Origin of the sequence: Pantoea sp. Ap-967 (assembly GCF_011752565.1) — a bacterium.
In the GTDB taxonomy this organism is placed as follows: Bacteria; Pseudomonadota; Gammaproteobacteria; order Pseudomonadales; family Pseudomonadaceae; genus Aquipseudomonas.
Map to the genome: position 1 here is coordinate 268,099 of NZ_VWXK01000002.1, position 13,848 is coordinate 281,946.

Sequence of the window (13,848 nt, forward strand, 5' to 3'; positions counted from 1 at the left end):
CGACTTCTTCTCTTTTCGCAACGACGTTCTATTTATTCATGTTGCGAGGCATAATGCCGCGCCTCGGTATTCGGCCACGCCTGCGCCGAATACCGAGACCTGATCCTGACCTGAGCGAGCATCTGATGTCCGACACCCCCAACTCACGGCGCGAGTTCCTTCGCCGCAGTGCCATTCTCATTCCGGCAGTCAGCCTGGTGGGTTACGCCACCCATCAAGCCATCGAGCCGAGCGCCGCACATACCTCCACCGGTAATGCCCCGGGCGAAGCGACACCTGCCGGGCACTATCACCCTACGTTCTTCACCGACAGCGAATGGGCATTCGTACAGGCCGCCTGTGCGGTACTGATCCCCGAAGACGAAGAAGGCCCCGGCGCACTGACCGCAGGCGTACCCGAGTTTCTCGACCGGCAGATGGAAACGCCCTACGCCCACGGGCGGCTGTGGTACATGCAGGCCCCCTTCATCACCGACCAGCCGGCCGAACTGGGCTACCAGATGAAGCTGGTGCCGCGCGAGCTTTACCGCCTGGGCATTGCCGACCTGGATGCTGCCTGCCTCAAAACGTTCGGCAAGGCTTTCGCGCAGCTTGGCAACAACGTGCAGGTTGAAGTGTTCAGCCAGTTGGAAGGCGACAAGTTGAAGCTGGCACGCGTACCGGCCAGCACCTTCTTCGCTTTACTGCTGAAGAACGTCAAAGAAGGCTATTTCGCCGACCCGATCTACGGCGGCAACAAAGACATGGCGGCCTGGAAGATGCTGGGTTTCCCCGGCGCTCGCGCCGATTTCATGGACTGGATCGACCGCCCGAACGAGCGCTATCCACTGGGTCCAGTTTCCATCAACGGCCAGCGGGGGTAACGGCGTGGCACTGCAGAAACCTGAAACCGATGTGGTTATCGTCGGCCTCGGCTGGGTCGGCTCGATCATGGCCGCCGAACTGACCGAGGCCGGCCTGCACGTGGTGGCGCTGGAGCGTGGCCCCGACCAGGACACCCCGACCGACGCCAACTACCCGAAGGTAATCGACGAACTGGCCTATACCATCCGCGGCAAGCTCTATCAGGACTTGTCCAAGGAAACCGTCACCATCCGCCACAACCCGGCCGGTGTTGCCCTACCCTACCGCCAGCAAGGTACCTTCTTGCTCGGCAACGGTGTGGGCGGCGCGGGCTTCCATTGGAACGGCCTGAGCTGGCGGCCGCTGGCCAGCGACCTGAAATTGCGCAGTCATTACACTGAGCGCTACGGCAGCAAGTTCATCCCGGAAGGCATGACCATCCAGGACCACGGCGTGAGCTTCGAGGAGCTCGAACCGTTCTTCACTCGCTTCGAGGAAGTGGCCGGTGTTTCCGGCAAGGCCGGCAACATCAAAGGCCGCCTGATAGAGGGCGGTAACAAGTTCGAGGGCGCACGCAGCAAGGAATACCCACTGCCGCCGCTGAAGAAGGTCTATGGTGAGCAGCTGTTCGACAAGGCGGCGCGCAGCCTGGGCTACTCGACCTTCTCGATCCCGGCCGGCAACGCCTCCGCGCCTTACACCAACCCCTACGGCGTGCGTCTGGGCCCGTGCAACTTCTGTGGTTTCTGTGAAAACTACGGCTGCTACATGTACTCCAAGGCCTCACCGCAGACCACCATCCTCCCCGTGCTGCGTCAGCGGCGTAACTTCGAGATGCGCACCCTGGCGCATGTCACCAAGGTAAATCTCGATAGCTCGGGCAAACAGGCCACCGGCGTTACCTACATCGACGCCCAGGGCAACGAGGTCGAGCAACCAGCGCGCCTGGTGATCCTCAGCGCCTTCCAGTTGCACAACGTGCGCCTGCTGCTGCTGTCGAAAATCGGCAAACCCTACGACCCGCGTACTGGCGAAGGTGTGGTTGGGCGCAACTACGCGTACCAGATGCTCGGCTCGGTCACCGTGCAAATGCCCAAGGGAACCTACCTGAACCCATTCATCGGTACCGGTGCCGGCGGCACTGCGATTGACAACTACAACGGCGACAACTTCGACCACAGTGGCCTGGGCTTCCTCGGCGGCGCCAACATCGGCCACCACCGCACCGGCGGTCGTCCGATCGGCCAGACTGGCGTGGCCAAGGGTGCGCCGAACTGGGGCAAGGGCTGGAAAAGCGCTGTCAGCGACAACTACCAGCGCAGCATGAGCCTGTACACCCAGGGCTCGGTGATGGCCTACCGCGATACCTACCTGGACCTGGACCCGACCTACAAGGATGCCTTCGGCCAGCCGCTGCTGCGGGTGACCTTCAACTGGCACGACAACGACATCCGCATGTCGCAGTACGTGACCAACAAAGCGGCCGAAATCGCTGCGGCGATGAACCCGTCGAGCTACACCGTAAACACCAAGAAGATCGGCACGCCCTATGACACGCGTTTCTACCAGAGCACCCACACCACCGGTGGCGCAATCATGGGTTCCGACCCGAAAACCAGCGTGGTCAATCGCTACTTGCAGTGCTGGGACGTGCCCAACGTGTTCGTTATCGGCGCCTCGGCGTTCCCGCAGAACATCGGCTACAACCCCACCGGCCTGGTCGGCGCGCTGGCCTACTGGTCGGCCAATGCCATCCGCGAACGCTACCTGAAAAACCCGGGCCGTCCGCTGGTGGAGGCATAAATGATGAACAAGCTCACCCTGCCCTTGCTGACCTCGCTGTGCCTTGCCATCAGCACCGCAACCCTGGCGGCGACAGACGACGCCGCTATTACCCGTGGCGAATACCTGGCACGCGCCGGCGACTGCATGGCCTGCCACACGGCCAAGGGCGGCAAGCCCTACGCCGGGGGCCTGGGCCTGGAGACCCCCATCGGCACGGTATACGCCACCAACATCAGCCCTGACCCTGTGCATGGCATCGGCGGCTACACCCTGGCGGAATTCGACCAGGCCGTTCGTCACGGCATTCGCAAGGATGGCAGCACGCTGTACCCGGCCATGCCCTACCCGTCCTATGCCAAGGTCACCGACCAGGACATCGCCGACCTGTATGCGTACTTCATGAAAGGCGTGCAACCGGTGGTTGAGGCTAACCGCGATAGCGACATTCCCTGGCCCATGAACATGCGTTGGCCTTTGGCGTTCTGGCGTTGGACGTTCGCCCAGCAGGTCACGACTGAATCGGGCAACACGCCTGATCCGCAATTGGAGCGTGGTCGCTATCTGGTCAACGGACTCGGCCACTGCGGCAGTTGCCACACCCCGCGCGGCATCGGCATGCAAGAAAAGTCGCTGAGCGACAGCGACGGCGATCACTTCCTGGCCGGCGGCGCGCCGCTGGAAGGCTGGGTTGCGAAGAATCTACGCGGCGACCTGCATGACGGCCTGGGCAGTTGGAGCACCGGGGAGCTGGCGCAGTTCTTGAAGACCGGCAGGACCGAGCGGACTGCCGTGTTCGGCAGCATGACCGATGTCATCCAGCACAGCATGCAGCACCTGACTGACAGTGATCGCCTGGCGATTGCACGCTACCTTAAGTCACTGCCTGCAAAAGTGGCGCAGGCACCTGCCTCGGCTACAACAAGCACGACGGCTGCACAACTGGCCAATATGGATACCAGCGTTGCCGGCGCACGTACCTACATCGACAACTGCATGGCCTGCCATCGCAGCGATGGCCGCGGCTACGCCGAGGTGTTCCCCGCCCTGGCAGGCAACTCGGTGGTCAACGGCCAAGATGCAACCTCGCTGATCCATATCGTGCTGGCCGGTGGGTATCTGCCGGGCAATCAGCACGCTCCGACAGGCTATGGCATGCCAGACTTCGCTTGGAGACTTTCCGATCAAGAAGTGGCTGACGTAGTGTCATTCATCCGCAAAGGGTGGTCCAACCAGGGCGGTGCCGTAACTGAAAATGACGTTGCAAAACAACGCAGAACGTTGACTAAAAACTAATAAGCCAGCGATAGCCCCGAGTAAATCCCGGGGCTTTTACTAGAAATACAAAATGCGATCAATATCAACAACCTGTTCGACCGCCATTACTATGCCGGCGGCACTGCACGGGCCGTTGCTCTGGGTAACGACCGCAGTGCGATGATGTCAGTCAGCTACAGCTATTGAGGTTGAGTCGATCCGATAGACATCAAGCGCGGTACCACTGAATAAGCGATTCTTTTCTCCATCGGTGAAATCAGCGACTACGCGCTTGAACGTATTCCACAGCACACCATAACCGAACATGCCCTTATCGACAGGGAAGTTGCTTTCGAACATGCAGCGCTCCACACCAAACGTGTCGATCGCATGCAGCAGATAGGGCCTCCACAAGTCCGCCAAGGCCATGGAACCAGGCGGCCTGGCTTCATGATGGAGATCGAAACCGACGACTTTCATCCCCAGCCCGCCCAGTTTCAGGTGTACGTTGGGACACTGCGCGAGCCGGTTCAGGTCTGATGACCAGTGTTCGAAAACCTCTGCACGCCGACCGGCATAAGGCCCGGCACCCAGCGGTCCGGCCAGGTGGTCGACCACGATGGTCAAGTCAGGAAACGCCCTCGCCAGTGCGAGCACCTCGCCAAGTTGTGTATGGTAAGCCCAAATATCCAGTACCAGACTACGCCGTACTAGCTGGGCCAGCCCGCGACGAAATGCCGGCTCCCGCAACAGCCCCGCCGGTGGCGGCCTGGGGTTTGAAACCAGGCGGGGGTCCGGGTGCCAGGCCGTGGTGTTACGAATGCCTCGCAGGCGCGGGCCGGCACGCTGCAACATTTCGTCGAGTACCGGAGCCACAGTGTCGCCGAGCATCAGGTTGGCGCCACCGACTATGGCCGCGCAGAGCCGCACTTCGCCCAACAACCCACTGGCACTGTAGGCTGCAACGCCGTTGGCATACTCAACCTCCCCGACTGCCTGGAATGGCTCCGCGCGGTCGATTGCCAACATCGAACGGCACTGGATGTACACCGATGCCACCAGACGATGCCCACAAGCCATGTCAGCAAGATACTCCTCAGCGAGGTAACGGTGACCGGGCCGATCCCACAGATGATGGTGGGCATCGATTATTGCTCGTTGTGGATCCAGGGGCGCTTCATTCACCTGAGCGAGCCATTCCGGCCGAACTGGAGCATGGGGAGATTGCATGGTTGCCTCCTATGATCGGGTCAGAACAACGCCACGGTATAGTTAACGATCACTCGGTTCTGGTCGCCATTGCGTGTTGCCTCGCTGTGAGATTTACCATTGCGCAAGGCCACACCCAGCCCTTTGAAGGTGCCGCTCTGGATGACATAGTCCAGAGAAAAGTCCCGCTCCCACTCCGACTGCTCGGCGCCACCTGCCGTCTGGATATGCTCGCCCTTGAGGTACATCACCGATGCCTTGAGCCCCGGCACGCCCAATGCCGCGAAGTCGTAACCATATTGGGCGAAGCCTGTGCGTTCCCCGGCGCGGGTGAAGCTGAGCAGCATCTTGTCGGTCCACAGGTACAGGCTGCTGCCTCCGGCCCCCTTGTCGATGGACCCCTGGTTGATCTGCACAAAGTTGCTGTTGTCGGAAACACTCTGGTAGCCCAGCATGAGCGAGTGACCACCCAGGCGATAGGTAAACGCCGCGCTCCACAGGTCATTGTCGATCTCGCCGTCGCCATCGCCGGTATAGCCGCCAACCGTATAGCCCTGCGCGCGCCCCGAAGCGCTGCCGTTGGCACCGTCCGAACGGGTGCGGAAGTAGCGCAGATCGGTCGTCAGCGAGCTGTCGTCAGTCAATGTCAGGGTGTGGTTGAGGCCAGCGAAATGCTGCTGGTAATAGTCCTGCAGTTCTCCGACGTAGTACTGCAGCATCAACGCATCGGTGGCACGGTAATCGGCGCCGGCGAAATAGAAGCGGTCGCTTTCCTGACTGCCGCCACTCACGGCCATGCCCGTCAGGTCAGTGGAGGCCCGGCCTCTGGCGCGGTTGAGTGCACCACCCAGGAGTGTCAGGTTGTCGAATTCCTTTGACTGCAACTGCGCGCCCTGGAAGGTCTGCGGCAGCAACCGGCCATCAGAGGCTACCAGCACGGGAATCTTCGGCATCAATTGACCGACCCGCAGCTCGCTCTTGCTCGCCTTGAGCTTCAGGGTCGCACCCGCACTGCCCCACTGGTCCGCCGCACGCTCGCCATCAGAGGGGATCATCGTGCTGCCCGCGTGCCGACCACGCCCGCTGTCCAGGGTGATGCCCAGCATGGCAGTCGCATCCACGCCTACACCAATCGTTCCCTCGGTAAATCCCGAACGCACGTCAAGCAAGAAGCCCTGCGCCCACTCTTCGGTCTTCGAAGGCTGGGCAGTGCCATCCCGGTTATCACTGTTGAAGTAGAAGTTGCGCATCGCCAGGTTGGCATGGCTGTCGGAGAGAAAATCCGCTTGCGCTGGCAGTGCCATGAGGCCGCCGCCGGCGGCAAGTGCGAAACCACAGAAGGAAGGTAAGGATTTCAAGACAAAGGCTCCCTGGGCACCCGAGAACGGGTGCCGATTCTCTTGTTATTGGAAATGACGATGAATCAGCCCTGCATGCCCCAACGGCGCACGGTAAGCAGTTCGATGCTACGGAAGACCAGGCCCTCGACGACCAGGCCAATGACGATGACCATCAGCAGGCCGGCAAAGACGTTCGGTGTTTCCAGCGCATTGCGATGCTGAAACACATACCAGCCCAGGCCGCCGGAGTTGCCCGAAACGCCGAACACCAGCTCAGCAGCAATCAAGGTGCGCCATGCGAACGCCCAACCGATCTTCAGCCCTGCCAGGATCGACGGCACTGCGGCGGGGATGAGAATGCGCGTCACCAGGCGCAAGCCACGTAACCCGTAGTTGCGCCCGGCCATGCGCTGGGTTTGGCTCACCGACTGGAAGCCCGAGTAAGTATTGAGCGACACCGCCCAAAGCACCGAATGCACGATTACCAGCATCAGGCTCTGGACACCCAGGCCGAACCAAAGCATGGCCAGCGGCAGAATGGCGATGGCTGGCAACGGATTGAACATTGCCGTCAACGTGGCCAGTACATCCGTGCCGAGCCGGGTGGACACAGCCAGCGAAGTGAGCACCGCCGCCAGCCCGATAGCCAGGGCATAGCTCATCAACAGCACCTTGAGCGAGCTGACCACTGCTTGCGGCAGCACACCGTTGAGCAAGTCCTGGGTCATGGCCAGCACGGTTTCGCTGAAGGTTGGAAACATCAACGGGTTGTCCAGATAGCGTGCATACACCTCCCAAAGCAGGGCCAACACTACAAGCACCAACGCCCGGCGCACCCCTGTATGGGCGAACAGTCGCTCGAACAGACCAAGTCGCCGGGCGACATCGCCTACCTGTCCGGGTGCCACCGGGGCATACTCGACATCGGCACGTGGCTGGATCAAAGGGTTATTCATGGGCGGTCTCACTGTGGCCGAAGAGCATGTGGCTGATGCGCTGGTGCAATTGGCCGAAGGCCTTGCTGCCCTGATCGGCGAAGCCGAAAGCACTGGCGTCGAGCTCGGCGCGTACCTGCCCGGGGTGCGGGGTCAGCACGAGAATGCGTGTGCCGAGCACGATTGCTTCGTCGATGGAATGGGTGACAAACATCAAGGTGAACGGGGCTTGCTCCCACAACTCCAGCAACTCCTCCTGCATACGTCGGCGGGTCAGTGCATCGAGCGCGGCGAACGGCTCGTCCATCAGCAACATGGCCGGCTCCATGGCCAAGGCGCGGGCGATGGCCACCCGCTGTTTCATGCCACCCGACAACTGGTGCGGATAGGCATCCTTGAACTTGTCCAGGCCGACCTTGACCGCCGCCCGGGCGGCACGATCGGCAATTTCTTCTCGCGGAAAACGCCTTGTGACCTGCAGTGGGAACATGATGTTGCCGAGGACCGTTTTCCACGGCATCAACTGATCGAACTCCTGGAACACCATCATGCGATCAGGGCCGGGTTCGCGCACAACCTGTCCATCAAGGCAGATCTTGCCAGCAACCGGCTCGACGAATCCGGCAACGCTCTTGAGCAGGCTCGACTTGCCACAGCCCGATGGCCCCAGCAGGACGAAGCGATCATTACGCTGCACGTCGAAAGAGACCTGATGGGTCGCGGTGATCAGTTGGTCACGTGTCTTGTATTGCAAGGTGACGTTATCCACACACAGCAGTGCACGGGTAGTGGCCTCTGCGGGGGGAGCAATCGGAGCGAGCTGGCTCATCAGCTACCCTCCCCGGCCGCCACTGGGGCGAAGAACACGGCACGCCAATCGTCAGGGGCTTTTTTCAATGCCCCGGAGCGCACCATGAAATCGGCCAACGCCATGACCCCGGTCGGCTGTACCGACCACTCGCCACTCACCTGGCGCAACATGTCTTCGACCTGGTCGAGCGAAAGGCTCGACGGCTCACTGGCCAAGAACAGCTCAGCTGCCTTGCGTGGCTCCTTGCGAATGTAGGTATTGGCCTCATCGATCGCCGCCACCACAGCGGCGCTCAATTGCGGGTTTTTGTCGACGAAACGCCCGGTGCTAGTCAGCACACCACTGGTCATGCGCATATTCAAGGCCGAAGAGAAGTCGAACAGCTTGCTGGCCCGGGGGTCATGCGCCAGTTGGTAGCTATACGGATTTGGACCGATGTAACCCTTGATCCCGGCCTTGTTCACCAGGCTGGAGGTTGCGTCGGGATGCGGCAGGCTCACCATCAAGTGGTCAAGCTTGTGGATCTGCTCCGGGCCGAACTGGTGCTCGGCGGCCATTTGCAGGAGCAATGCCTGCTGGCCGCTCGGTGAGCTAACCGCGATCTTGTCATCTGCTTTGAAGTCGGCCAGCGACTTGATAGTTGGGTCGTTCACAAACAGTGCATTGTCCCCCGCCACCAGGGCACACAAGGCCCTGACATCCAACGAACGGCGGGTCTTTTCCCACGCGATCAAGGTTCCGGACAGGCCATACCCGCCAATATCGACATTGCCACTGATCAGCGCGTCATTGATCGCCGGGGCACCGCTGATGCGCTTGATCTCGAAAGATGCATCTGGCTGCCCATGGGCCCTCGCTTGTTGCTGAAACAGTCCGAGCTTGTCCGCGACCGTGACCGGCAGATACGCATACCCATACTGGATCGCGAGTGTTACCCGGTTCTGTTCAGCGTGCGCTGTCGCGCTGAGGGCGGCAAAGCCAAGGGCAAGAGTGAGTTTTTTGAGGGGCAGATGGGGGTAACACAGCCTACGCCATGAGCGCTTTTGCATAGCAAACTCCGTTTTTGTTATTTTGGAACGCCATTTCCTTTATAGATGCACACAAACTCAACCTCTCGTCAATAGCCGCTTTCTGTCTCGAAAAATTAATCGCCTTTCGTCTGCAGATCATTTATTTTGCAACGGCATTGCATTAAACAGAATTCACAACAACAAACCGGACGCACAATGCGCCCCTCGCCGTCTGGAGGATCCATGAGCTTTTTCGCTGCCCCACCCATCGCCGAAACCACCGTCTTCACGCGACTGCCCGAACACTTCCGTGACCCGCGCCCGACAGCCTGGGCCAACGCCAATCGCCAAGGGCGTGCGATTGACTCGTTCCTCGAAGGCCCCTCATTCGACCGCCATGGGCACCTCTACGTGACCGACATTCCCAATGGACGGATCTTCCGCATCTCGCCGCAAGGTGAATGGGAGCTGGTGTGCCAGTACGATGGCTGGCCGAACGGCCTGAAGATTCACCAGGACGGGCGCATCTTCATCACCGACTACAAGCGCGGGATCATGCTGCTCGACCCGCAGACCGGCACCATCGAAGCCTTGCTCGACTCCGCCGGTTCAGAGGGATTCAAGGGCGTCAACGACCTGGTGTTCGCGCCCAACGGCGACCTGTACTTCACCGACCAAGGCCAGACAGGCCTGCAGGACGCCACCGGCCGGGTGTACAAGCTCGACGCCCAAGGCAACCTGACCTGCCTGCTGGGCACCATTCCCAGCCCCAACGGCATTGTCTACGACCCGCACCTCAACCACCTGCTGGTTGCCGTGACCCGTGCTCAACAGATCTGGCGCATCCCGCTAGGCAACGGCTCGATCGTCGGCAAGGTGGGCGTGTTCGCCCAACTGCACGGTGGCCTGGGCGGGCCTGACGGCTTGGCGCTGGATGCGCAGAGCAACCTGTACATCGCCCACACCGGCTTCGGCTCGGTGTGGAAGCTGTCGAAGGTCGCCGAACCGCTGCTGCGCATCGTCTCTTGCGCTGGCATCAGCAACACCAACCTCGCTTTCGGCGGCGATGACGGCCAGACCCTGTACATCACTGAGTCCGAGACCGGCAGCATCCTCCAGGTGCGCACCACCACGCCTGGGCTGGCGATGTATTCCCATAGCTGAACCCGCGCCAGTCAGCGCACACAACAACTACAAAAGAGTGACGACATGACCCACGATTCCCCCGCTGCCCAGGCGCCGCTGAGTGACGCCGAGGGTGAACACCTGATGCGCCGCGTGCTTTGGCGCCTGGTGCCGTTCATCTTCATCTGCTACGTGATCAGCTACCTGGATCGCACCAACGTCGGCTTCGCCGCCATCAGCATGAACCAGGACCTGGGCCTGACCGCGACCATATTCGGCTGGGCAGGCGGCCTGTTCTTCTTCGGCTACTTCATGTTCGAGATCCCCAGCAACCTGTTGATGCAGCGCTTCGGCGCGCGGGTGTGGATCGCGCGGATCATGATCACCTGGGGCCTGATTTCCATGGCCACGGCATTCGCTACCGGGCCGGTCAGCTTCAGCATCGCGCGCTTCTTGCTGGGCCTTGCTGAAGCGGGCTTCACTCCGGGGGTCTACCTGTATTTCACCTATTGGTTCCCCGGCAAATGGCGGGCAAAAGCCACAGCAGCCTTCCTGCTGGGCATCCCGGTGGCCAATATCGTCGGCTCGCCGCTGTCGGGCTGGTTGATGGAACAGCACGGCGTCTGGGGCCTGAAGAACTGGCAACTACTGCTGGTCACCGAGTCGATGCCTGCGGTGCTGCTGGGCATCGCCTGCCTGTTCGTGCTGGTCGATACCCCAGCCAAGGCCAAATGGCTCAAACCGCGGGAAAAGGCCTGGCTGACCCAGCGCCTGTCACAGGAGCAGCAGGCCATTGGCGCCTCCCACGGCAACACCCTGCGCGGCGCGTTGACCAACCCCAAGGTATTCACCCTGGCGGCGATCAATTTCTGCTGCATCGTCGGCTCGATTGGCATCGGCCTGTGGCTACCACAAATCATCAAAAGCCTGGGCATCGCCAGCGGCGTGGTCGGCCTGGTCGTGGCCTTGCCTTACCTGCTCGGCGCACTGGCCATGACAATGTGGGCCCGCCTGGCAAACCGCAGCCAGCATCGTCTGCCTTATGTGGTCAGCGCATTAGCATTGGCCGCGGCGGCCCTGGTAGCCGCCGCATTGATCGACCAGTCGATACTGAAGATCGCCAGCCTTTGCGTGGCCGTAGCGAGCATTCTGTCGTTCCAGGCTACGTTCTGGGCGATTCCTTCGACGTTCCTGACAGGGCGCGCCGCTGCCGGCGGCCTGGCAATGATCGTCTCAATCGGCAACCTGGGTGGTTTTACCGGGCCATTCCTGATCGGCCTGATCAAGGACGCGACCCACAGTTTCACCTTGCCCTTCTTCGCCGTCGCCTCGATCCTGCTGATCGGCACCTGCCTGATGCTGTGGCTGGGCGACCCGGCCAAGCAGCAACCCGTACAGGGTCAAGGCCAGGCGGCCTGATCGGTCATGCGCGGCGGCGCAGGCCGTATTGCCCCAGCAGCCCCAGCATCAAGACCACGCCGGCGATCCCGAGGGTCGCCGGCGCCCCCCAACGGGCGGCGATCAAGCCCGCAGCCATGCCGCCCAAGGCCTCGAAACCGAAGCGCATGGCAATATAGAACGCAATCACCCGACCGCGCAGGTGAGACGGCGCACCGCTTTGCAACTGCATGTTGGTGCTGACATTGCTCAGGGTGATACCAAAACCCAGAACGGCCAACGCCAGCAAGGCCAGAGGCAATGCCTGCGCAAACCACAGGCCGGCCAGGCCGATTGCGCACAGCAGCGCCCCGGCATCAGTGAATTGGCGCAGGCGCGGCAGCGCACCACCCACCGCCAACGCCAGGGTCGCGAGGAAAGCACCAGCCCCCGCCGCCCCCCACAGCCACCCCAGCACCTGCGCATCACCGTCAAACACCGCCTTGGCCAGAATCGGCAGCAATGCCGCATAACAGGAGGCCAGCAGGTTGACCATGATCACATTGATCAACAACTGTCGAACGCTGCGGGTTTGCCACATGTACGCCAAACCCTCACGGAACACTTGCGCAGTGGACCCACTGGCCTTTGGGCTGGCGGTACCACGCACTTTCAGCAGGCCACCAAGCAATGCAAGAAAGGCCACGGCAGTGAGGGCGAAACAGGCCGCCTCACCCGCCAGCGCGATCAGCGCGCCAGCCAGCGGCGGGCCGACGAAGCGAGCGGCATTGATCAGCATGGCGTTGAGTACCAATGCGTTCGGCAGGTCGGCAGGGTCGTCGACGAAACTGCCGATCAAGGCCTGACGCAGCGGCGTTTCCAGGGCATTCAGCAAGCCCAGCAACAACGCCATGCCAGCGATGAACGGGCCATCGACCCAGTGCAGCCAGGTTGCGGCGGCCAGCACTGCTGACTGCATCACCAGGACCATTTGCACGATGATCAGCAGACGGCGTTTGTCGTGCCGGTCGATCCACGCACCGGCCACAGGGCCAATGAGCAATTGCGGCGCCAGTGAGAGAAAGGTGATCAGCCCCAGCAGCACGGCCGAGCCCGTCAGGTGATAGGCCAGCCAGGCCAATGCCACCTGCTGCACCCACTTGCCCAACGTGGAGATACCTTGGCCGGCGAAGTAAATCTGGAAATTGCGATAGGCAAGCGCCCGAATGGCCGTAGGCCACTGGCGAAGGTGCGACGACGATGAATCGGACAAGTATGCGAATCCTCAATAGACCCGCGGTCAGCCTAGGCCCATCCCCTGCTGCACACCCCATCGCAAGGTGCGCAGCAGGTAGCAGGGTTAGCCTGGCAGCAGGCAGCCTTTCTTCTTCAAGGCATCCAGGACCCAGGAGCGGTCGTTGGTGCCCTGTGCAATGTGTTCCATCTGAGCGGTTTCGGCAGCGTGCTTGGCCGTGGCACGTGCATAGACATCGGCAACGTGGTCGTACGGAATGCAGAGCAGGCCGTCGTCATCACCGATCACCAGGTCGCCCGGCTCGATCACCATACCATCAATGGCGATCGGTACGTTGATCTCGCCCGGGCCATCCTTGTAAGGGCCACGATGCGACACGCCAGCGGCGAACAGCGGGAAGTCGCCTGCGCCAATGTTGGCCGCATCACGGATCGCCCCGTTGATGACAATACCTGCTACGCCACGCTTGACGGCATAGGCCACCATCATTTCGCCGATCAGTGCGTTGCTCAGGTCACCGCCGGCGTCAACCACGATCACATCGCCAGGCTGAGCGATGTCGATTGCGTAATGCAGCATGAGGTTGTCACCAGGACGAGCCTTGACGGTCAGTGCCGGACCGCACAGGACGCCTTCACGGTGCATGGGGCGAAGACGGGCGCCACCGGCGGTCATGCGGTTCATGGAATCGCTGACGTTGGCGACCGGAACCTCGCGATACCGCGCTACCCACTCATCGCCGACTTTACGTGCGCGTTCAAGCACTTGGAAGCCAATGCTCATGTGACATACCTCTATTGGTGTTATTCGATGTCATCGGCCAATGCCGAATCTTTTTTAGAATGGCATTGCATTTCATGTTTATCAATCGCTTTTTTAAGCCGGATTAATCGCATCGACGAGC

General features: G+C 61.2%; 12 protein-coding genes. 5 read left to right on the forward strand and 7 right to left on the reverse strand.

Translation table 11 applies throughout. The features are described from left to right. Positions 1-125 precede the first annotated feature (125 nt). The 3 genes from F3J45_RS03705 (at position 126) to F3J45_RS03715 (ending at position 3,921) form a co-directional block, all read left to right on the forward strand. Positions 126-863 (forward strand): gluconate 2-dehydrogenase subunit 3 family protein, encoded by a 738-nt coding sequence (locus tag F3J45_RS03705; protein ID WP_167057517.1) that lies wholly within the window; start codon positions 126-128, stop codon positions 861-863. Positions 864-930: 67 nt separating this feature from the next. After that, on the forward strand, positions 931-2,646 hold the full coding sequence (locus F3J45_RS03710; RefSeq protein WP_205300395.1) for a GMC family oxidoreductase: 1,716 nt from the start codon (positions 931-933) through the stop codon (positions 2,644-2,646). Between the two features lie 3 nt (positions 2,647-2,649). After that, a complete protein-coding gene (locus F3J45_RS03715; protein WP_167057852.1) occupies positions 2,650-3,921 on the forward strand; it encodes a cytochrome c in 1,272 nt (423 codons plus the stop codon). A 147-nt stretch (positions 3,922-4,068) separates the two neighbouring features. Here the strand turns inward: F3J45_RS03715 and F3J45_RS03720 are convergent, their stop codons facing one another. The 5 genes from F3J45_RS03720 to F3J45_RS03740 form a co-directional block, all read right to left on the reverse strand. Beyond that, entirely contained in the window at positions 4,069-5,112 is a 1,044-nt protein-coding gene (locus F3J45_RS03720; protein WP_167057523.1) for an amidohydrolase, read from the reverse strand. Positions 5,113-5,132: 20 nt separating this feature from the next. Beyond that, positions 5,133-6,395 (reverse strand): OprD family porin, encoded by a 1,263-nt coding sequence (locus F3J45_RS03725; RefSeq protein ID WP_167057526.1) that lies wholly within the window; start codon positions 6,393-6,395, stop codon positions 5,133-5,135. A gap of 119 nt (positions 6,396-6,514) precedes the next feature. Further along, entirely contained in the window at positions 6,515-7,387 is an 873-nt protein-coding gene (locus F3J45_RS03730; protein WP_167057529.1) for an ABC transporter permease, read from the reverse strand. Continuing rightward, positions 7,380-8,195 carry an ABC transporter ATP-binding protein gene (locus tag F3J45_RS03735; RefSeq protein ID WP_167057532.1) on the reverse strand — a complete coding sequence of 272 codons (816 nt, stop codon included), beginning with the start codon at positions 8,193-8,195 and terminating at the stop codon, positions 7,380-7,382. Before F3J45_RS03735 ends, F3J45_RS03730 begins: the two co-directional genes overlap by 8 nt. Continuing rightward, positions 8,195-9,226, reverse strand: coding sequence for an ABC transporter substrate-binding protein (locus tag F3J45_RS03740; RefSeq protein WP_167057535.1), 1,032 nt, complete (start codon positions 9,224-9,226; stop codon positions 8,195-8,197). The genes F3J45_RS03735 and F3J45_RS03740 overlap by 1 nt, the downstream gene beginning before the upstream one ends. A 204-nt stretch (positions 9,227-9,430) precedes the next feature. Between F3J45_RS03740 and F3J45_RS03745 the strand changes: the two genes are divergently transcribed. Continuing rightward, positions 9,431-10,351, forward strand: a complete 921-nt coding sequence (locus F3J45_RS03745; RefSeq protein WP_167057538.1) for an SMP-30/gluconolactonase/LRE family protein — start codon at positions 9,431-9,433, stop codon at positions 10,349-10,351. Positions 10,352-10,396: 45 nt separating this feature from the next. After that, positions 10,397-11,731 (forward strand): MFS transporter, encoded by a 1,335-nt coding sequence (locus F3J45_RS03750; protein WP_167057541.1) that lies wholly within the window; start codon positions 10,397-10,399, stop codon positions 11,729-11,731. Between the two features lie 4 nt (positions 11,732-11,735). On the opposite strand, the gene F3J45_RS03755 is transcribed toward F3J45_RS03750, so the two are convergent. Both F3J45_RS03755 and F3J45_RS03760 read right to left on the reverse strand, forming a co-directional pair. Continuing rightward, positions 11,736-12,962 carry an MFS transporter gene (locus F3J45_RS03755; protein ID WP_205300382.1) on the reverse strand — a complete coding sequence of 409 codons (1,227 nt, stop codon included), beginning with the start codon at positions 12,960-12,962 and terminating at the stop codon, positions 11,736-11,738. A gap of 87 nt (positions 12,963-13,049) precedes the next feature. Continuing rightward, on the reverse strand, positions 13,050-13,727 hold the full coding sequence (locus tag F3J45_RS03760) for an RraA family protein (RefSeq protein ID WP_167057544.1): 678 nt from the start codon (positions 13,725-13,727) through the stop codon (positions 13,050-13,052). Positions 13,728-13,848: the final 121 nt, after the last annotated feature.

Bases quoted from the DNA above. Each gene is read 5' to 3' on its own strand.
- F3J45_RS03705 (WP_167057517.1), top strand. From the start codon at position 126: ATGTCCGACACCCCCAACTCACGGCGCGAGTTCCTTCGCCGCAGTGCC.
- F3J45_RS03710 (WP_205300395.1), top strand. From the start codon at position 931: ATGGCCGCCGAACTGACCGAGGCCGGCCTGCACGTGGTGGCGCTGGAG.
- F3J45_RS03750 (WP_167057541.1), top strand. From the start codon at position 10,397: ATGACCCACGATTCCCCCGCTGCCCAGGCGCCGCTGAGTGACGCCGAG.
- F3J45_RS03725 (WP_167057526.1), bottom strand. From the start codon at position 6,395: ATGGCACTGCCAGCGCAAGCGGATTTTCTCTCCGACAGCCATGCCAAC.
- F3J45_RS03720 (WP_167057523.1), bottom strand. From the start codon at position 5,112: ATGCAATCTCCCCATGCTCCAGTTCGGCCGGAATGGCTCGCTCAGGTG.
- F3J45_RS03760 (WP_167057544.1), bottom strand. From the start codon at position 13,727: ATGAGCATTGGCTTCCAAGTGCTTGAACGCGCACGTAAAGTCGGCGAT.
- F3J45_RS03715 (WP_167057852.1), top strand. From the start codon at position 2,650: ATGAACAAGCTCACCCTGCCCTTGCTGACCTCGCTGTGCCTTGCCATC.
- F3J45_RS03730 (WP_167057529.1), bottom strand. From the start codon at position 7,387: ATGAATAACCCTTTGATCCAGCCACGTGCCGATGTCGAGTATGCCCCG.
- F3J45_RS03740 (WP_167057535.1), bottom strand. From the start codon at position 9,226: ATGCAAAAGCGCTCATGGCGTAGGCTGTGTTACCCCCATCTGCCCCTC.
- F3J45_RS03745 (WP_167057538.1), top strand. From the start codon at position 9,431: ATGAGCTTTTTCGCTGCCCCACCCATCGCCGAAACCACCGTCTTCACG.
- F3J45_RS03735 (WP_167057532.1), bottom strand. From the start codon at position 8,195: ATGAGCCAGCTCGCTCCGATTGCTCCCCCCGCAGAGGCCACTACCCGT.